This window comes from Variovorax sp. VNK109, assembly GCF_049445855.1.
Taxonomy (GTDB): Bacteria; Pseudomonadota; Gammaproteobacteria; order Burkholderiales; family Burkholderiaceae_C; genus JAGOCV01.
On sequence record NZ_JBMSDV010000003.1, the window covers coordinates 221448 to 240401 of the forward strand.

The window sequence follows — 18954 nt, forward strand, 5'->3', positions numbered from 1 at the left end:
TCCTTGTTGTCTTGTGTGTGTCTGGGGTCAGTCCGGCAGGACGGTGCCGCCGCGGATGACGGTGCGTGCGCCGCTGCGCGAGGGCCAGCTCGTCACGTCGGCGCGGCGGAAGATCACGAGGTCGGCAACCTCGCCCTGCAGCGCCGGCTTGCCGGCGACATCGCGCGTGATCAGGTCGCTGCGGCAGATCGTGTCGGACCAGTTGTCGAACGGCGCATCGAGCTGCGCGGCCAGCGCGGCGCTCGCGAAACATTCGATCGGGTCGTAGCTGCCGACGGGGCAGAACGGGTCCTGCACGTTGTCGCTGGAGAACAGCAATGGGATGCCGCGCGCGCGCGCTTCCTTCACCAGCGTGATGCCGCGCATGCGCGGCGTGCGGCCGGTGGCGGCGTCCTGCAGCAGCAGGTTGGTGATGGGCAGCGACACCAGCGTGATCGGCGCGCGCGCCACTTCGTCGAGCGTGGCGAGCGCGACGCTTTCGGGTTGGGCCGCCAGCGCACACACGTGCCCGCAGACCACGCGGCCTTCGAAGCCGATCTCGCGCAGCACGCGCGCGGTGCCCAGCAGCCCTTCGGCGGCGGCGTTCAGTTCTTCATCGACGTGCAGGTCGACGTCGAGGTCTTTTTCCTGTGCGGCCAGCAACAGGTTCTTCAGATAGGCGGCGTTCCAGTTCACCGAGTGAACGAAGCCGCCCATCAGCGCATGCGGGCCGGTTTCGGCAACGCGCGCGGCGACGACGCGCGCTGGCTCCATGCTGGCGAACGCGTCGAGCCGCGTGAGGCTCACGAGCTCGAGCTTCAGGCGGCCGGCCCATTCGCGGCTCAGCGCGTCGAGCACCGGCCAGGCCATCGGCAGTGTGGCCGTGTCGGCCCAGTTGATGTGCGTGCGCACGTGCACGCTGCCAGCTTCGTAGGCCCATCGCAGGCCGCGCGATGCGCGCGTGCGGATGTCCTCGTCGGTCCAGTTCGGCAGGTCACGCAGCGACGCGTCGATGGCGCCGAGCAGGCCGGGCTGTACGTCGCCGATGCGCGGCAGCGTGAAAGTCTTGTCCAGGTGCAGGTGGGCATCGACGAAGCCGGGCAGCACGAGTGCGCCGTCCAGATGCCATGTGGTGGTGTCGTCGCGGCGCGCCGTGTCGGCAGCGGTCATGGGCGTCACGGACGTGACCTGGCCATCGGCCATGGCGATGCGCGCCAGTTGCGGTGAACCGCGCTCGTCGAGCGGCCACGCGTCACCGAGCAGCCAGCGCGGCAGGCGTGCGCCCAGCAGCAGTTTCGGTTTCACTTCGGTGGCGGCAGAAGAGAAATGCATTGCGGGGGTGTTCCGTGTGTGTTGCGCGCGTCGTGTGCCGTCACGCCGCGATCACGCCGCGAAGCGCGACATTGCCTGGCCGACGCGCGCGAGGAACTGCTCGAGCTTCGGCCGGGTGGCGATGTTCATGTGGTAGTACGCGTGGTAGTCCACGCGCGCGGTCTGGCCGGTGAGGCGCTTCATGTAGCGCGTGACGATCTTGCGCGGCGGGTCGCCCATGTACCAGGCCACCCAGCGCGGCCTGCCATACGTGACCACGGCCGACACGCGCTTGATGTGCGTGAGCATCGGTTTGACGTTGGCCGGGTCGCTGATGTCGAAAGCCACGCCCGGCATGAACAGCCGGTCGAAGTAGCCCTTGAGCATGGCCGGCAGGCCGAAGCACCAGGTCGGGAAGCAGAACACGATGGCCTCGGCCCACTGCAGGCGGCGGATGTAGTCCTTGAGCGGCTCCTGATTGGACGGCACGTCGTGGTAGCCCAGCCGCTCCTCGCGCGAGAGCACCGGGTTGAAGCCCTCGGCGTACAGGTCGCAATCGTCCACCTCGTGGCCGGCGGCCTTGAGGTTCTTCACCACTTCCTGGTGCAGCGCCGCGTGGAAACTGGTTTCCACCGGGTGGCAATAGATGACGAGCACACGCATCGAGGGTCCTTCTGTTGCTTTTTGACCAACCAATCAGAGCAATCGGTCAAATTAAGCAAAGGACATGCCATGGATCAAGGACATCCGGCGCACGCATGTGGTGCGCGCAGTTCGGCAGATTGACTGGCGGGAGGGGTGGCTGGCGCCAGCCGGGGGATCAGGTGGCCGAAGCCGGATCGATGCCGCAGCCGCGCAGCACGAAGCCGGTGACCTCGCGCGCGATGGCGTCGCGGTCCAGCGGTGCGTCGGGCGGCAGGCCCTGCATCACGCGTACCTGCAGGGCGAAGTCGGCGTAATGCTGGGTCAGCGCCCAGATGTGCATCAGCAACAGGCGCGCATCCATGGCCGGAATCAGCCCGCGCGCGATCCAGCCGTTGATGATGTCCACCTTCTTCTGCGTCCACAGGCGGGCGTTCGGCCAGTACTGTTCGAGGTTGCGTCCGCCGTCCAGCACTTCGCGTGTGAAGATGCGCGAGATCTCCGGGTTGTCGAACGCGTGGTCGAGTTTCTTGCGGATGTAGTGGTCCAGCACGCGGGCCGGGTCGTTCACGCTGTCTTCGAACGCGAACACCACCTTCCACTCGTGCAGCACCTGCATCAGCAGCTCTTCATAGAGCTCTTCCTTGCCGGCGATGTAATAGTGCAGCTGCGGTTTGGTGAGGCCGGCGCGCTCGGCGATGGCCTGGGTGGACGTGCCCTTCAGCCCGTTGAGGCTGAACTCCGCGATGCCCGCCGCGCGGATGGCCGCCATGATGCGCTCACGCCCCGGACGGGCCCGCGACAGCGGCCCTTCCGGCGCGGGCATTTCCTGGGCTGCGGCCTGGGATGGGGATGTGGCGCTCGCGGGCGCTTCCACTTTCATGACGGGAGGCTGGCAATCGGTGATGAACTGCCGGCATGGTACTCCGAGGCGGTCTACACTGCCTGCGACGGGAGTGACGCCCTGCTTCCGTTCAAGCCGCATCCCGGCCCCTTTCCGAAGGTCTGCACGATGTTCCAGCGCCCCTTCTTCCGTCCGTTCTTTCCGTCCCATGCCCGCGTTCCGCGGCTGCTGCTCCTGCTGGCGCTGGTGTTGGGGATGTGGCTGCTCATCGCGCCGTCCGCTTCTGCACGCACCATCGAAGACCTGCCCTACGGCCCCGACCGCCGCCAGCGCATGGACGTGTATTTGCCCGCGCAACCGAAAGCGGCGTCTGTTGCTGCGCCGGTCATCCTCATGGTGCACGGCGGCGCCTGGCGCATCGGCAACAAGACCATGGGCAAGGTCACGCGCAACAAGGTCGCGCGCTGGGTGGACAAGGGCTTCATCTTCGTGTCCATCAACTACCGCCTGCTGCCCGACGCCAACCCGCTGGAGCAGGCTGACGACGTGGCGCGTGCCGTCGCGGCTGCGCAAGCTGCGGCACCCGGCTGGGGCGGTGACCCCAAGCGCTTCATCCTCATGGGGCATTCGGCGGGGGCTCATCTGGTGGCACTGCTGAATGCGGCGCCCGCGCGAGCCACGGCCCTCGGCGCGCAGCCGTGGCTGGGCACCGTGGCGCTGGACAGCGCGGTGATGGACGTCACGCCCGTCATGCGCGCGCGGCACATGCGCTTCTACGACGAGGCCTTCGGCAGCGACCCGAAGTTCTGGGCTGCCGCGTCGCCGCAACAGCAATGGACCGCCGGCGTGCCTCCGCTGCTCGCCGTGTGTTCCACGCAGCGGCCCGACCGTCCGTGCGCGGCGGCCGAACGACTGTCGCGTCACGCAGCGGGGCTCGGTGGCCGTGTCGAAGTGCTCGGCCAGGACCGCACGCACGCGCAGATCAATGACGAACTCGGCCTGCCCGGCCCGTACACCGACGCGGTCGAGGCCTTCCTGAAATCGCTGGACCCGGCGGTGGCGGCGCTGCTGCGATGAAACCCCGCATCACCCTCATCACCCTCGGCGTGGCCGACCTGGAGCGCGCGGTGGCGTTCTACCGCGACGGCCTGGGCTGGCCGACCGAAGGCATCGTCGGCAAGGAGTTCGAATTCGGCGCGGTCGCGTTCTTCGACCTGGCCGGCGGCCTGCGCCTGTCGCTCTGGCCGCGCGCGAGCCTGGCGCACGACAGCGGGCTGAAGGAGACACCACCGGCGGCCACCGATTTCTGCCTCGCGCACAACGTGAAGTCGCGCGAAGAAGTGGACGCGGTGATGAAGCTGGCGACCGCGGCAGGAGCCACCGTCGTCAAACCTGCCGCCGACACGTTCTACGGCGGCTACGCGGGCTACTTCCGCGACCCGGACCTGCACCTGTGGGAAATCGCCTGGAATCCGCAGATGCTGCCTTCCGACTGAATGCGGACCCAAGACGCGGCGCAACCGTAAAATGCACGGTTTGCGCGGGCCGGGACGGCTCGCACGGCAAGCCGGCGCGACCCACCAGCACAAGGGCGGCACGCGGGCTTCACACCCAGAACACGCCATGTTGACCTTCCAGCAAATCATCCTGAAACTGCAGTCCTACTGGGACGCGCAGGGCTGCGCACTGCTGCAGCCCTATGACATGGAGGTCGGCGCCGGCACCTCGCACACCGCCACCTTCCTGCGCGCCATCGGCCCCGAGCCCTGGAAGGCGGCCTATGTGCAACCCAGCCGCCGCCCCAAGGACGGCCGCTACGGCGAGAACCCCAACCGCCTGCAGCACTATTACCAGTACCAGGTGGTGCTCAAGCCCGCGCCCGGCAACATCCTCGAGCTGTACCTCGGCTCGCTCGAAGCGCTCGGCTTCGACCTCAAGAAGAACGACATCCGCTTCGTCGAGGACGACTGGGAGAACCCCACGCTCGGCGCCTGGGGCCTGGGCTGGGAAGTCTGGCTCAACGGCATGGAAGTGACGCAGTTCACCTACTTCCAGCAGGTCGGCGGCATCGACTGCAAGCCCATCACCGGTGAGATCACCTATGGCCTGGAACGCCTGGCCATGTACCTGCAGGGCGTGGACAACGTCTACAACCTCAAGTGGACTGACACCATGAGTTATGGCGATGTCTACCTCCAGAACGAAAAGGAACAGTCGGCCTACAACTTCGAGCACAGCGATGCCGGGTTCCTGTTCACCGCCTTCGGTGCGCACGAGAAGCAGGCCAAATACCTGATGGAGCAGCAACTGGCCTTGCCCGCGTACGAACAGGTGCTCAAGGCCGCGCACACGTTCAACCTGCTGGACGCGCGCGGCGCGATCAGCGTGACCGAGCGCGCCGCCTACATCGGCCGCATCCGCAATCTGGCGCGCGCCGTGGCGCAGGCCTATTACGAGAGCCGCGAACGGCTCGGCTTCCCCATGGCGCCGCGGGAGTGGGTTGCCGAGATCGAAAAGAAGGCTGCTTGAAGCAGGGACGAGAACGAGCATGACAAGCAAGAACCTTCTGGTCGAACTCTTTGTTGAAGAACTGCCGCCCAAGGCGCTGAAGAAACTGGGCGAGGCGTTTTCGTCCGTCCTGTTCGAACAGCTGAAGGCCCAGGGACTGACGGCTGCCGATTCGGTGGTGACGCCTTTCGCGTCGCCGCGCCGACTGGCAGCGCACATCACCGGCGTGTCCGCCAAGGCAGCCGACAAGGCGGTGTCGCAGAAACTGATGCCGGTGGCCGTGGGCCTCGATGCATCGGGAAATGCGACGCCCGCGCTCATCAAGAAACTCGCGTCGCTCGGTGCGGATGTGTCAGCTGTCTCCACGCTCAAACGTGCACCCGATGGCAAGGCCGAAGCGCTGTTCTACGACAGCACCGTGGCCGGTGCCGCGCTGGCCGATGGCTTGCAGAAGGCGCTGCTCGAAGCCATCGCGAAGCTGCCGATCCCCAAGGTGATGACCTACCAGCTCGAGTCTGGCTGCGAATTGCCGGGCTGGAGCAGCGTGAGCTTCGTGCGGCCGGCGCACAGCCTGCTGGCTTTGCATGGCAGCGATGTGGTGCCGGTGCAGGCGCTGGGCCTGAAGGCCGGCAACACCACGCAAGGCCATCGCTTCGAAGCGCTCAAGCCGGTCGTGACGGTGAAGGATGCCGACAGCTACAACGCCGTACTCGAAACCGATGGCGCGGTGATCGCCAGCTTCGATGCACGCCGCGCCGAAATCGTGCGACAGCTGGCTGAAGCTGCGACAAAGGTTGGCAACGGTGCGAAGCCCATCGACGACGACGCGCTGCTCGACGAAGTGACCGCGCTGGTCGAGCGCCCGAACGTGCTCATCTGCGAGTTCGAAACGCAGTTCCTCGACGTGCCGCAGGAATGCCTGATCCTCACGATGAAGGCGAACCAGAAATACTTCCCGCTGCTCGACGCCCAGGGCAAGCTCACCAACAAGTTCCTCGTGGTGAGCAACATCCGCCCGGCGGATGCGAGTGCGGTCACCGGCGGCAACGAGCGCGTGGTGCGCCCGCGCCTGGCCGACGCGAAGTTCTTCTTCGACCAGGACCGCAGGAAGACGCTGGCCTCGCGCGTCGAGAGCCTGGGCAAGGTGGTCTATCACAACAAGTTGGGCACGCAGGGCGAGCGGGTGGAACGCGTGCGCGCGATCGCGAAGGCGATTGGCGAAAAGATCGGCGGTGCCACGCTCGCGCAGCAGGCAGACCAGGCCGCGCAACTGGCCAAGGCCGATCTGCTGACCGACATGGTCGGCGAGTTCCCTGAACTGCAGGGCATCATGGGGCGCTACTACGCGCACCACGACAAGCTCGCACCCGAAGTGGCCGATGCCATCGAAGACCACTACAAGCCGCGCTTTGCCGGCGACACGCTGCCGCGCGGGCAGGTGGGCGTGGTCGTCGCGCTGGCCGACAAGCTCGAAACGCTGGCCGGCATGTTCGGCATCGGCAACCTGCCCACCGGCGACAAGGACCCGTTCGCGCTGCGCCGTCATGCGCTGGGTGTGGCGCGCATGCTGATCGAGGGCGACCTCAAGCTGCAGTTCCACGAACTCACGCGCCTCGCGTTCTCGGTCTTCCCCGCCGGCATGCTGCAGGACGCCGCGGTGCAGCTCGACGAATTCCTCATCGAACGCCTCAAGGGCTACCTGAAAGACAGCGGCTATTCGTCCGCTGAAGTCGACGCCGCCATCTACGCGCACCAGCTCGGTCTGTGGTCCACGATTCCGCGCCGCCTCTCGGCCGTGCGCGAATTCCAGGCATTGCCCGAAGCGCCGGCGCTTGCCGCCGCCAACAAGCGCGTGGGCAACATCCTCAAGAAGGCGGGTGAGGTCGATGCGCATGTGAGCGAGGTGCTGCTGCAGGAGCCTGCCGAGAAGGCGCTCTACGCCGCCCTGAAGGATGTGGTGCCCAAGGCTGACGCGCAGTTCGATGCCGGCGACTACGCCGCATCGCTGCGCACGCTGGCCGCGCTGCGCGCGCCCGTCGATGCGTTCTTCGATGGTGTGATGGTCAACGCCGAGCAGACCGACCTGCGCCTGAACCGACAGGGGCTTCTCAAATCGTTGCACGATGCCATGAACCGGGTGGCCGACCTGTCGCGCCTGGCCGTATGATTTGACGCCATGCCGACCCAGCAACAGATCGACCGCTTCACGCTCGCCTTCCATCAGGAAGCCTTGCGTCGTTTGCGTGCGAACTCCGAATTGGGGCGGCAGGCATTGAATGTCCTCGATCGATGGGAATCGCGTGGCGCTTCGGCCAGTGGGAAGATCTATCGCGACGAGTGGCGTTCCTTGCTCGCCGGTGATCTGATGTTGCTGGAGCACGCTGTGTGCTCGGAGAACGAGCGCGCGGCCACATTGCGCAACATGTCTCCGCTGGGCTTCGTCATCGACGAGCCTGAACGCCTGAAGATCCGTCGCGAAGCCATGTCGCAATGAAGTTGTCGCAGCTTCTGCATGTGTTGCGCGCGTCTGCCGACATTTCCGGTGAGAAGTCGTTCGTGCTGATCGGAAGCCAGGCTGTGCTGCTCGCACTCGAAGAGGCGGATGGTGTGTTGACCATGTCCGATGAACTGGACCTGTATCCGTCGCTTGCACCGGAGAAGGCAGACCTGATCGACGGTGCAATCGGCGCACTGTCCGCTTTTCATGACGAGTTTGGCTATCACGCCGACGGCGTGAGCCCTGAAACTGCCGTCATGCCTGCCGACTGGATGGATCGGGCCATCTTCCGCTGCTTCGGCGACATCACGGCCATCTGCCCGGATCTGCATGATCTTTGTGTCTCGAAATGTGCCGCCGGTCGCGACAAGGATGCCGATTTTGTCCGGGTACTGCTGCGCGACGGATATGTGGCGATAGGCACGCTCGAAGAGCGCATTCACCTGCTGGACGCGACGAAGCATCCGATTGAAAAAATCGTCGCCTGGGCGCGCCGTCGCCATATCGAAAATCAGACAGGGGCTGGTCAGTCATGAAACTCGTCATCCTCGACCGCGACGGCACGATCAACCAGGACAGCGACGACTTCATCAAGTCGCCGGAAGAATGGATCCCGCTGCCGGGCGCGCTCGAGGCGATCGCGCGCATGCATCACGCCGGCTGGCACGTGGTGATCGCATCGAACCAGTCGGGCCTGGGGCGCGGCCTGTTCGACGTGGTGTCGCTCAATGCGATCCACACGAAGATGCACAAGGCGCTGGCGGCCTTGGGCGCGCGCATCGATGCCGTGTTCTATTGCCCGCACACGCCGGACGACGGTTGCACCTGCCGCAAGCCGCAGCCCGGCCTGTTCCAGCAGATCGGCGACCGCTACGGCATCGAACTGAAAGGCGTGCCGTCCGTGGGCGACAGCGTGCGTGACCTGCAGGCCGGCGTGGCCGTCGGTTGCACGCCGCATCTGGTGCTCACCGGCAAGGGCGCGGTTTATCGCGGGCGCGAGCTGCCCGCGCCGTTCCCGCCCGGCACGCGCGTGCACGAAAACCTCGCGGCGTTCGCTGATGACCTGCTGGCCCGCGCCGAGTCCCGCATCGAAACGGTTTGACAACCGACAAGGAAACCCAAGCACCCATGGCCGTCATTCGCTCCCTGCTGCACATGCTCTGGATGTTCGTCACGGTGATCCCGTGGGCCATCATCATGCTGGTGGCCTCGATCTGGCGTCGTGGCATTCCCTTGTACTGGATGGCTGCGCGCTGGCTCGGCTGGGCCATCGACGGGGCGCGCGTCATCCTGGGCATCCGCACGCGCGTGACCGGCATGGAGAACCTGCCCACCGGCGAAACCAGCGCGGCCATCCTGCTGGTCAAGCACCAGTCCACGTTTGAAACCTTCCTCATGCCGACGCTGATGCCGCACCCGCTGGCCTACGTGTTCAAGAAGGAACTGCTGTACGTGCCGTTCTTCGGCTGGGCGATGGGGCGGCTGGACATGATCCACATCGACCGCAGCCAGCGTGCGCAGGCCTTCAACAAAGTGGTTGCGCAGGGCAGGAAACTGCTCGCCCAGGGCATCTGGATCATCATGTTCCCCGAAGGCACGCGCATTCCGAGGGGGCAGAAGGGTGTGTACAAGACCGGCGGCACGCGGCTGGCCATCGAAACCGGCGCGCCGGTGATCCCGATCGCGGTTACTTCGGGCAAGTGCTGGCCGCGCAAGGCCTTCATCAAGTACCCGGGCGTGGTGGACGTGTCCATCGGCAAGCCGATCCCGAGCCAGGGCCGCAACCCGGAAGAGCTGATGGCCGAGGTGGAAGCATGGATTGAATCCGAAATGCGTCGCCTCGATCCCGAGGCTTATATAAACTGACGCGCATGCAGCGGTTCATCCAGTTCACCCTAGACCTGTTTGATCCGCCCCCACCTGCGCTGGCGGACAGCGAGCCGATCGCCCAAGCCGTGGCTGCGCCGCAGCCGGTGGCAAAGCCCGAGCCGGCTGCCGGGATCGACACCCGTCCCGCCATTCCGCTCGACCAGGCCGTCTCGCCCGTCGCGTTCCGCCATCCCCAGGCCAACCGGCAGGTGCTGCTGGACGACACGTTCATTGCCTACGAATTCCGTCGTGCGCGCCGGCGCACCATCGGTTTCGTGGTCGGCTCCGACGGTCTCGTGGTCAGCGCGCCGCGCTGGGTGCCGCAGTACGAGGTGGACGCGGCGCTGCGCGAGAAATCCAGCTGGATCCTGCGCAAACTGGCGGAAACACGCGAGCGGCACGAACGGCTCGAATCTGCGCGCATCGAATGGAAGGACGGTGCAACGCTGCCCTTCCTTGGCGAAACCGTCATCCTCGTGCTCGACCCGCGCCATGCGTTCGACGGCGTCGGTGCCGTGCTGTACACCGACGCCGAGGCGCTGCCTGGCGTGCCGCGCCTGACCCTGCATGTCGGGCTGCCGCACCATGCCAGCACGCAGCAGATCCAGGACGCGGTGCAGGCCTGGCTGATGCGCCAGGCACGCCGCATCTTCACCGGGCGGCTGGATCATTTCGCGCCCCGGCTGGGTGTGCAGTGGAAGAAGCTCAGCCTGTCCAGCGCCAGCACGCGCTGGGGCAGCGCCAGTGCCGACGGTTCCATCCGCCTGAACTGGCGGCTGGTGCATTTCCGGCAATCCGTCATCGACTACGTGGTGGCCCATGAACTGAGCCACCTTCGCGTGATGGACCACAGTCCCCGCTTCTGGGACACCGTGCGGACCGTCATGCCCGACTACGAACAGTTGCGCGCGCAGTTGCGGGACGACGCCATCCCGCCTTGGTGAAGTTGCGCGCCGATTTGCCGATAGAGACTGCACGCACGCCTCCGTCTGGCACACGAAGATGAGAATTTCGTGAAAAATTGCCAAAATTGAGGGTATTGACCGAAATCTGATAAATCTGATAAATTTGCTGACATATCGGGGGTTACATGAAAGAAAAGACCATTCTTGTCGTCGAAGACAACCCGGATCACCTGGAACTCACCCTGCTGACGCTTCAGGAGAACGGCATCCGCAACCAGATCGCTGTCGCGCATGACGGCGTGGAAGCGCTGGACTACCTGTTCGGCGAAGGCAAGCACGCCGGCCGCGACACGACGCAGCAGCCCGAAGTGGTCCTGCTGGACCTCAAGCTGCCCAAGCTGACCGGCCTGGAAGTGCTGCAACGCGTGCGAGCCGACGCGCGCACTGCCTTCGTGCCCGTGGTCATGCTGACCTCTTCCAGCGAAGAAGAAGACATCATCGCCAGCTACAAGAACGGGGCGAACAGCTTCGTGCGCAAACCGGTGGACTTCGGCGAGTTCACCGACAAACTCCGCCAGGTCAAGGTTTACTGGCTGCTCGTCAACGAATCCCGCCCGCCGCGCTGACGCGAGTCTTCCCGTGAAGTTGCGTCACACGCTGCAGGCGCGCGTGGCCGTGCTGGTGATCGCGGCCGTGCTGCCGTTGGCTGCCTTCTCGGTCTACACCGCCTTGCGCGACGCGCGCTCGGCGGTCGAGCAGGCGCGCAGCACGCTGCTGACCTCCGCCTCGCTGGCCGCTACCGGCCTCAATGCGACGACCGACTCCGTCCAGGGCCTGCTCACCGCCATGACCCGCGCGAACGACCTGCGCGACGGCTCCGTGAAGCATTGCCAGGCTTACGTGAGCAAGTTGCGCGAGCAATTTCCCCAGTACACCAACTTCGGCATCATCGACATGGATGGCCGCATCCGATGCAGCAGCCGCGGCAACGACGGGCTGGACGTCAGCGACCGCCTCTATTTCAAGAATGCGGTGGCCAGCCGCGATTTCGCCATCGGCGACCATGTGAAGAGCCGTGTCACCGGCGCGGACGCCTTGGGATTCGGCCTGCCGATCTTCGAAGACGGGGGGCGCATGACCGGCGTGCTCTACGCCGCCATCGATCTCTCGATTTTCTCGCGCTCCGTCTCCGAAGCCAGGCTGCCACCCGGTGGGCGCATGAGCGTGGTGGACAACAAGGGCACGTTCCTGGCCCTGCAGACCGAGAACGCCGTGCGCGTCGGCGACCGCATCACCAGCCCCGAATTGCTGCAGGCCATCCAGCAGCGGCAGGCCGGCGTGGTGGAAGCCGCAGACACACAGGGCCGCGAGCGGATCTACGCATTTGCGCCGGGGCGCACGAGTGGCGGCGGTGTCGGGCTGACGGTCACGATCAGCATGGATCGTGACCAGGTGCTGGCTGCGCCGCGGCAGGCCCTGTTGCTCGAGATGGCGGTCCTGTTCCTCCTGGCCACAGCGGGCTCGGCGGTCGCATGGGTGCTCGCCGGGCGTGCGCTCGTGCGCCCGGTGCAACGCATGCTCGACACGGCCGAGGAGGTGGCCAACGGCGCAGTGAACCGGCGCGTCGAACTCGGTCGCGGGGCGGCGTCGGAGTTGCAGAAGATGGGCGATGCGCTCAACTTCATGGCCGATGCGCTGCAGAAGCGCCAGCACGCGCTCGAAGCCGAACTGCGCAGCAGCCAGCAGGCGCGCGATACGCAGACGATGATCTTCAACAGCATGCAGGAAGGTCTCTGGGCCGTGGACACCGAAGGCACGCTGCTGCTGTACAACGAGGCGGCTGCGCGCGTGCTGCCGATCGAACCCATCATGCGGCCGGCCCCGGAATGGCCGGCGTACTTCGGCGTGTACCTGCCGGACTCCGAGATCCACATGGCCGCGGAAAACCTGCCCTTGTCGCGCGCGCTGCAAGGTCAGTCGGGACAGAGCGACGTCCTGGTCCGCAACGAACTCGTGCCGCAAGGATGCGTGCTGCGCTGCAGCTACCGACCCATGACGGATGCGGGGCGCGTCGTCGGTGGCGTCGTGGTGTTCTCGGACATCACAGAGCTGCGCAAGGCCGAGATCCAGGAGGCGCAGACCCACGAACGGCTGAAGGAAATCCAGCGCCGGCTGGTCGATGCGCTGCGCATCGGCCGCATCGGCAACTGGGAGCTCGACCTGCAGAGCGGTTCGCTCTGGTGGTCGGACGAGGTGCACGAGATCTTCGGAATCCCGCGTGGCAGTTTCGACGGCCGCCACGAGAGCCTCGTCGAGCGCATCCATCCGGACGACCGCGAGGTCTACCTGCGCCGGCGCGAAGACGCACTGCGCCGCCAGGCCACACTGGAGGTGGAATTCCGCATCGTCATGCCGGACGGCTCGGTGCGCTGGGTGCAGCAGCGTGGTGAACTCCATCGCGACCTGCATGGCCGCCCGACCTCGCGCGCGGGCGTGGTGCAGGACATCACCTCGCGCAAGAAATCGGAAGCCGAACTCTTCCTGCTGCGCAATGCGGTGGACCATATCAACGACATCGTGATGATCGCGGAGCTCGAGGATGGCGACGCGCCCATGCTGCGCACGGTGTTCGTGAATGCCGCCGTGGAGCGGCTGACCGGTCACCCTGCAGACAGCGTGATCGGCAGGGACGCCCTGAGCTGCTACGGACCGGACATCGACAAAGAGACGCTCGCACGCATGCGCGACGCACTCGCGCGCGGCCTGCCGGTGCGCGAGCAACTGCTGGCCTGCACGCGCACCGGCGGCCAGCTCTGGCTGGAGTTCGACGTGGTGCCCTTCGTCGAGACCACAGGCAGCCAGCGCCACTGGATTCTCGTGGGCCGCGACATGACCGGGCGCAAGCTCACCGAATCCGCGCTGGCCGAAAGCGAGCAGCGCTACCAGGCGCTGTTCGAACAGGCGCCGCTGCCCATGTGGGTGTTCAACGAGCAGGGCGGCCAGTTCCTCGCGGTGAACGAGGCGGCCATTGCCCACTACGGCTACACGCGCGAGGAATTCATGTCGCGCACCTTGTATGACGTGCGGCCCGCGCGCGAACGTGCGCGCATGACACAGCGCATCACCGAAGGCTATGAAGGCACGGCCCAGGGCTGGACACACCGCCGCAAGGATGGAGTGGAATTCCCGGTGGATGTGATGTCACGCCCGGTGGTGTATGCCGGCATGCCGGCGCGCTTCGCCATCGTGCACGACATCTCGGCACGCGTGCAGGCCGAGCAGAACCTGCAGGAATACATGTTCACGCTGCAGCGTTCCACCGATGCCAGCCAGATGGTCGTGTCGCACCAGACGCTGCAGGGCACCTTGCATGAGGTGGTGGAGCAGTCGCGGGCCGTCATCCGCGCCCACCAGGCCATCGTTTCGCTGGTCTACGGTGGCAACTGGGGCAACGCCGTGCATGCGGTGTCCATGTCCGACAAGTACGCGAACTACCGTGACTATGCGAGCGATCCCGACGGCAAGGGCATCTATTCCGTTGTCACGGAAACGAATCGCCCGATGCGCATGACGCAAGCGCAGCTCGAGGCGCACCCGCGCTGGCGCAATTTCGGGAACGATGCGGCGGCCCATCCGCCGATGCGCGGCTGGCTGGCCGTGCCCCTGATCAACCGGCACGGCGAGAACATCGGCGTGCTGCAATTGACCGACAAATACGAAGGCGAGTTCTCGCTGCAGGACGAATACGTGGCGATGGAAATGGCGCAGCTCGCGTCCATCGCGCTGGAGAACGTCAGCCTGCTCGAAGAAGTGCGTGCGCTGAACGCCGGCCTCGAGCAGAAGGTGGAAGAGCGCACGCGTGAACTGGCGCGCGAGCAGGCGCGTTACCGTGCGCTGTCGGACCAGGCGCCGCAGATCATCTGGAGCTACGAGCCCGGGCGCGGCGTCACCTACTTCAACCGCACCTGGTACGACCTCGTCGGCGGCACGGCCGACTACTGGCTGGGCAACCGCTGGATGGAGGCCATCCACCCCGACGATCGCGACGAAGGCCTCGCCAACTGGACTGTGGCCCGGCAGGCGCGCACGGTCTACAAGGGCGAGCGGCGCCTGCGCGACAAGTACGGCCGCTATCACATCATGTCGTACCGGGGCGCGCCGGTGTTCGATGAGCACGGGCAGGTGATGTTGTGGGTCGGCATCGACACCGATGTCACCGAATCGAAGACGGTGGAAGCCGAGCTGCGCGAATCGAACCGCGAGCTCGAGGCGTTCTCGTACTCCGTCTCGCACGATCTGCGCTCGCCGCTCAACACCATCCACGGCTTCAGCAAGCTGCTGGCGCGCGAGCTGGGGCAGGACGGGCCGCAGAAGGTCACGCATTACCTCGAGCGCATCCAGGCGGCAGCCGGCTACATGGGGCAACTGATCGAAGACCTGTTGTCGCTCGCGCAGGTTTCGCGCGCCAACCTGCGCAGCGAACCGGTGGACCTGAGCGAGATGGCGCGCTCCATCGCCGATCGCCTGCGCCAGACCGAGCCGCAGCGCGACGTCACGGTCGATGTGGAAGGCGACATCCTGGTGCAGGGCGACCCGCGCCTGCTGCGCGTGGTGCTGGAAAACCTGCTGGGCAATGCGTGGAAGTTCACGGCCCACACGCCGGACGCGCGCATCACCGTCGGTTCACTGGACGACCGCCGTATTTTCTACGTCAGGGACAACGGCGCCGGCTTCGACATGACCTATGCCAACAAGCTGTTCGGCATGTTCCAGCGGCTGCACGCGGCGTCTGAATTCCCGGGTACGGGCATCGGCCTGGCCACCGTGCATCGCATCGTCACACGTCACCACGGGCGCGTGTGGGCGCACTCGGAGATCGGGAAGGGAGCCACGTTCTTCTGGACGCTGGGCGATCTCCTGCTGGCTGCGGGCCCGGTCGAACCTGATATTCCAACCTGATTTGATGCGAGATTTTTGATGAAACTGATGAAAACGCTAAAATCGCCGCAGCTTTTTGTTGATTTTTTGACTTACGTCGAGTGCTGCCATGTCCAACCGTAACTCCCAGCTGGAAGACTCTGCCCTGCCGGCGGACGCGGCAGGCGAAGACAGTTTCTGCGGCACGTCCTACGCCGCCAAGCTGCTGGGCATGTCGGTGGCCACCGTGCAGTCGCTCGTGGAACGCGGCGAAATCGAAGCGTGGAAAACCCGCGGCGGGCACCGGCGCATCTCGATCAAGTCCATCAACCAGTATCTTCGCGACAACCAGCCGCAATCCGTCTTTGCCGAAAGCGAGCCGCCCACCAGCCTGCACGTGCTGGTCGTCGAGGACGACGAGAACACACGCGAGCTCTACAAGGCCTGTTTCGAGGAGTGGAGCCTGCCGGTGGACTTGTCGCTCATGGGCTCGGTGCTCGAGGCGCTGGTGGACATCGCCACGCTGCGGCCCGACCTGCTGATCACCGACCTGGACATGCCCGGCGTGGACGGCATGGAAATGCTCAAGGTCTTGCGCCGCAACCCCGCGCTTGCGAACATGCAGGTGCTGGCGGTGACCGGCATGAACGAGGAAGCGGTCAACGCGCGTGGGGGGCTGCCGGCAGGCACGCTGTTCCGCCAGAAACCGCTGAACTTCGACTGGCTGCAAGGCTACGTGACCGCGCTGCTCACCGCCATCCGTGCGGCACGCGGGGGCTGAAGAGGAGAGGCAATGGGGACTGAGGACGACGGCGCGCCGCAGGGAGACCTGGGCGAGCTGGCCAGCGAAGGCATCCTCGTGCTGGACAGTGCGGGCGTCGTCGTGCGTGCCAACATCCGCGCACATGAACTCATACCGGGCATCGTTTCCACGCTGAAAGGCGCTGAATTCTGGGACGTCATTCCCGAAGACGTGGTCGACCAGCACCAGAGCCACGTGAACCGTGCGTTGCAGTCCGGCAAGACCTACACCGTGCTGCACCACGATGAATTCGCCGGCCGCTGGGTCGAATACGCCTTCATGCCGGCGGGCGACATCGTGGTCGTGCACCTGCGCGACGTGAGCGACCGCCACCGCCTGATGGGCCTGCTGCGCGAGAGCGAGCGGCGCAGCCAGGGCCTGTTCGAGGCGAACCCGAACGTGATGTGGGTGTTCGACACCGAGTCGCTGCAGATCCTGGCGGTCAACCGCGCGGCCATCCGCTTCTACGGCTATTCGCGTGACGACTTCCTGGCCATGACGGCCAACAAGCTCTATCCCGACAGTGACGAAAAGGAACTGCGCAACTCGCTCCCGGTGATGGACGCCCATCCCTCTGCCGGCGCGGGCACGCGGCTGTGCAAGCAGCGCAAGCGCGGCGGCCAGGTGCAGATGGTCGAACTCTCCGGCATGGTGATCGACTGGAGCGGCAAGCGCGCCGTGCTGGTCACGCTGGCCGACGTGACGGCGCGTTATCTGTCGGATGCGCAGTTGCGCAACGAGAACGCCGAGCTCGAGTTGCGCATGAAGGAGCGCACGCGCGCGCTGCAGGACGCATTGCGTGAACTCGGCGCGCTGCAGTACGCCATGTCGCACGACATGCAGTCGCCCCTGCACGCCGTGGATGGCTTCACCAAGGTGCTGCTCAGCCAGTATGGCGAAGCACTGGGTGAGCAGGGCCGTCACTACCTCAACCGCATCCGCGCGGGCACCGAGAAGATGGCCCGGCTGATCGAGGACCTGCGCATGCTCTCGCGCATCTCGCGCCTGGCCATGAATCCGCAGGAACTGGACCTTTCCGCGCTGGCCCTGCAGGTGATGGAAAACCTGCGGAAGCGCGAGCCGTCGCGCGTGGTCGATCTGGAGATCGAGCCCGGCCTCACCGTTTTCGGTGACCAGGAGCTGGTCACCACCGCGTTGATGGCGATGCTGGACAACGCGTGGAAGTTCACCTCCCGCAAGGAGCAGACCTGGATCAAGGTCGGCGTGGCCCTGGGCAAGAACCGCGAAGAGCGCGTGCTGTTCGTCTCGGACAACGGCGCGGGCTACGATCCGGCCTATTCGTCCAAACTGTTCACCGCATTCCAGCGGCTGCATTCGTCGGCCGACTTCCCGGGCGCTGGCCTGGGTCTCGTGCTCGTGCAGCGGGTGGCCATGCGACATGGCGGGCAGGTGTGGTCCGAGTCGACCCCGATGTCGGGGGCGACCTTCTACCTCTCACTGCCGGTGAAGGACGCAAGCACCAAACCCGAAGCGGCCACCGGCGCGGCGTCCGCGTCGAGCGGCCTGCCCACGCAGGTTCAAACCGCGAACCGGTAAACCCCGTCCGGGTGCAGCGTGCGCCGCACCTGACCCGCGAACCACAGCGCATGCAGGTGCGCCACCGATTCCCCCATGGCGAACGTCGTCTGGTGCAGGTCGAGCTCGCGCCTGAAGAGCAGCGGCAGCACGTCCGCCGCGCTCTGCGGCGCTTCGGTGCAGGCCTGCAGCAGTTCCGCCAGCCGATCGCGGTGATGGTCGTGCAACTGGCGGATGCGCGCATGCAGGCCCGTGAACGGCTTGCCGTGTGAAGGCAGCACGAGCGTCGCCGGATCCAGCGGGGCGAACCGGTCGATCGAGTCGAGGAACTGGCGCAGCGGGTTCGACTCGGGTTCCATCTCCTGCACGCTCACGTTGGTGGAGATGCGCGGCAGCATCATGTCGCCGCTGATGAGGATTTTGTCGTCCGCGCAATGCAGCGCGATGTGTTCGGGCGAATGGCCATAGCCGTCGATGCAGGTCCATTGACGGTGGCCGATGGTGATGACGTCGCCGTCCATCATGCGACGGAAGCTGCGCGGCACGTCGGGCACCATGCTCGGGTAGTAGCTGGCGCGCCCGCGGATCTGCTGGATGGCCCCGGGGTCCGCCAGGCCGTGCAGCATGAAGAAGTCCGCCGCGCGATCGCCGCCGAAGCCGATGGTGCTCTGCGACGCGAGCCGCGCCGAGTGGTAGTCGGTCGAGCTGATCCACAGTGGCGCTTTCCAGCGCTCGCACAGCCAGTGCGCGAGGCCGATGTGGTCCGGATGCATGTGCGTCACGATCACACGCAGCACGGGCCGGCCTTCGAGCTGTGTCGCGAAGATCTGCTCCCAGTGCGCCTTGGGCTCGTCGTGCGAGATGCAGCAGTCCACCACCGTCCAGCCCTCCACCAGGCCGTCCGGTCCGGGCATCGCATCGCGCAACAACCAGAGGTTGATGTGGTTCAGCGCAAATGGCAGCGGCATGCGGATCCAGCGGATGCCGGGTGCGACCTCCACGGTCTCGCCGGACGCAGGCAGTGTGTCGCCAAGGGTGTAGGTCAGTTCCTGTTCGAGTGGGTTCATGCGGGAAAACGGGTCATGCAGGTCCGGATGGCGGGCCGTCCGGCGGTTGTGTGAGAATTGACGTTAACGTAAACGTC

17 protein-coding genes are annotated in these 18954 nt (G+C 65.8%); 13 read left to right on the plus strand and 4 right to left on the minus strand.

The genetic code is table 11. The features are described from left to right. Positions 1–27: 27 nt before the first annotated feature. From ACO2Q9_RS12130 to ACO2Q9_RS12140, 3 genes are all read right to left on the minus strand, one after another. Positions 28–1311 carry an amidohydrolase family protein gene (locus ACO2Q9_RS12130; protein ID WP_423311651.1) on the minus strand — a complete coding sequence of 428 codons (1284 nt, stop codon included), beginning with the start codon at positions 1309–1311 and terminating at the stop codon, positions 28–30. 51 nt (positions 1312–1362) lie between these two features. Next, complete coding sequence (locus ACO2Q9_RS12135) at positions 1363–1953, minus strand: NAD(P)H-dependent oxidoreductase (protein WP_423311654.1); 591 nt, start codon at positions 1951–1953, stop codon at positions 1363–1365. A 157-nt stretch (positions 1954–2110) separates the two neighbouring features. Beyond that, complete coding sequence (locus ACO2Q9_RS12140; RefSeq protein WP_423311656.1) at positions 2111–2815, minus strand: TetR family transcriptional regulator C-terminal domain-containing protein; 705 nt, start codon at positions 2813–2815, stop codon at positions 2111–2113. Positions 2816–2944: 129 nt separating this feature from the next. Here ACO2Q9_RS12140 and ACO2Q9_RS12145 point away from each other — a divergent pair, with 129 nt between their 5' ends. From ACO2Q9_RS12145 to ACO2Q9_RS12205, 13 genes are all read left to right on the plus strand, one after another. Beyond that, positions 2945–3853, plus strand: a complete 909-nt coding sequence (locus ACO2Q9_RS12145) for an alpha/beta hydrolase (protein WP_423311658.1) — start codon at positions 2945–2947, stop codon at positions 3851–3853. After that, positions 3850–4272, plus strand: a complete 423-nt coding sequence (locus tag ACO2Q9_RS12150; RefSeq protein WP_423311660.1) for a VOC family protein — start codon at positions 3850–3852, stop codon at positions 4270–4272. Before ACO2Q9_RS12145 ends, ACO2Q9_RS12150 begins: the two co-directional genes overlap by 4 nt. Positions 4273–4399: 127 nt before the next feature. Further along, a complete protein-coding gene (gene glyQ / locus ACO2Q9_RS12155; protein WP_423311662.1) occupies positions 4400–5305 on the plus strand; it encodes a glycine--tRNA ligase subunit alpha in 906 nt (301 codons plus the stop codon). A gap of 19 nt (positions 5306–5324) precedes the next feature. After that, positions 5325–7451 (plus strand): glycine--tRNA ligase subunit beta, encoded by a 2127-nt coding sequence (gene glyS / locus ACO2Q9_RS12160; RefSeq protein ID WP_423311664.1) that lies wholly within the window; start codon positions 5325–5327, stop codon positions 7449–7451. Between the two features lie 9 nt (positions 7452–7460). Next, positions 7461–7778, plus strand: coding sequence for a hypothetical protein (locus ACO2Q9_RS12165; protein WP_423311666.1), 318 nt, complete (start codon positions 7461–7463; stop codon positions 7776–7778). Further along, positions 7775–8317 carry a DUF6036 family nucleotidyltransferase gene (locus tag ACO2Q9_RS12170; protein WP_423311668.1) on the plus strand — a complete coding sequence of 181 codons (543 nt, stop codon included), beginning with the start codon at positions 7775–7777 and terminating at the stop codon, positions 8315–8317. Before ACO2Q9_RS12165 ends, ACO2Q9_RS12170 begins: the two co-directional genes overlap by 4 nt. Next, a complete protein-coding gene (gene gmhB / locus ACO2Q9_RS12175; protein WP_423311670.1) occupies positions 8314–8883 on the plus strand; it encodes a D-glycero-beta-D-manno-heptose 1,7-bisphosphate 7-phosphatase in 570 nt (189 codons plus the stop codon). Before ACO2Q9_RS12170 ends, gmhB begins: the two co-directional genes overlap by 4 nt. A gap of 26 nt (positions 8884–8909) precedes the next feature. Beyond that, a complete protein-coding gene (locus ACO2Q9_RS12180; RefSeq protein WP_423311672.1) occupies positions 8910–9647 on the plus strand; it encodes a lysophospholipid acyltransferase family protein in 738 nt (245 codons plus the stop codon). A gap of 5 nt (positions 9648–9652) precedes the next feature. Further along, positions 9653–10594, plus strand: a complete 942-nt coding sequence (locus ACO2Q9_RS12185) for a M48 family metallopeptidase (RefSeq protein WP_423311674.1) — start codon at positions 9653–9655, stop codon at positions 10592–10594. Between the two features lie 146 nt (positions 10595–10740). After that, positions 10741–11181 (plus strand): response regulator, encoded by a 441-nt coding sequence (locus ACO2Q9_RS12190; protein ID WP_423311676.1) that lies wholly within the window; start codon positions 10741–10743, stop codon positions 11179–11181. A gap of 13 nt (positions 11182–11194) precedes the next feature. After that, on the plus strand, positions 11195–15514 hold the full coding sequence (locus tag ACO2Q9_RS12195; RefSeq protein ID WP_423311678.1) for a PAS domain S-box protein: 4320 nt from the start codon (positions 11195–11197) through the stop codon (positions 15512–15514). Between the two features lie 88 nt (positions 15515–15602). Further along, positions 15603–16253: a response regulator gene (locus ACO2Q9_RS12200; RefSeq protein WP_423311680.1), complete on the plus strand. Its 651-nt coding sequence runs from the start codon at positions 15603–15605 to the stop codon at positions 16251–16253. Between the two features lie 12 nt (positions 16254–16265). After that, complete coding sequence (locus ACO2Q9_RS12205) at positions 16266–17831, plus strand: sensor histidine kinase (RefSeq protein WP_423311682.1); 1566 nt, start codon at positions 16266–16268, stop codon at positions 17829–17831. On the opposite strand, the gene ACO2Q9_RS12210 is transcribed toward ACO2Q9_RS12205, so the two are convergent. Further along, positions 17813–18877, minus strand: a complete 1065-nt coding sequence (locus ACO2Q9_RS12210; protein WP_423311684.1) for an MBL fold metallo-hydrolase — start codon at positions 18875–18877, stop codon at positions 17813–17815. The two genes, ACO2Q9_RS12205 and ACO2Q9_RS12210, sit on opposite strands and share 19 nt — an antisense overlap. Positions 18878–18954 lie beyond the last annotated feature (77 nt).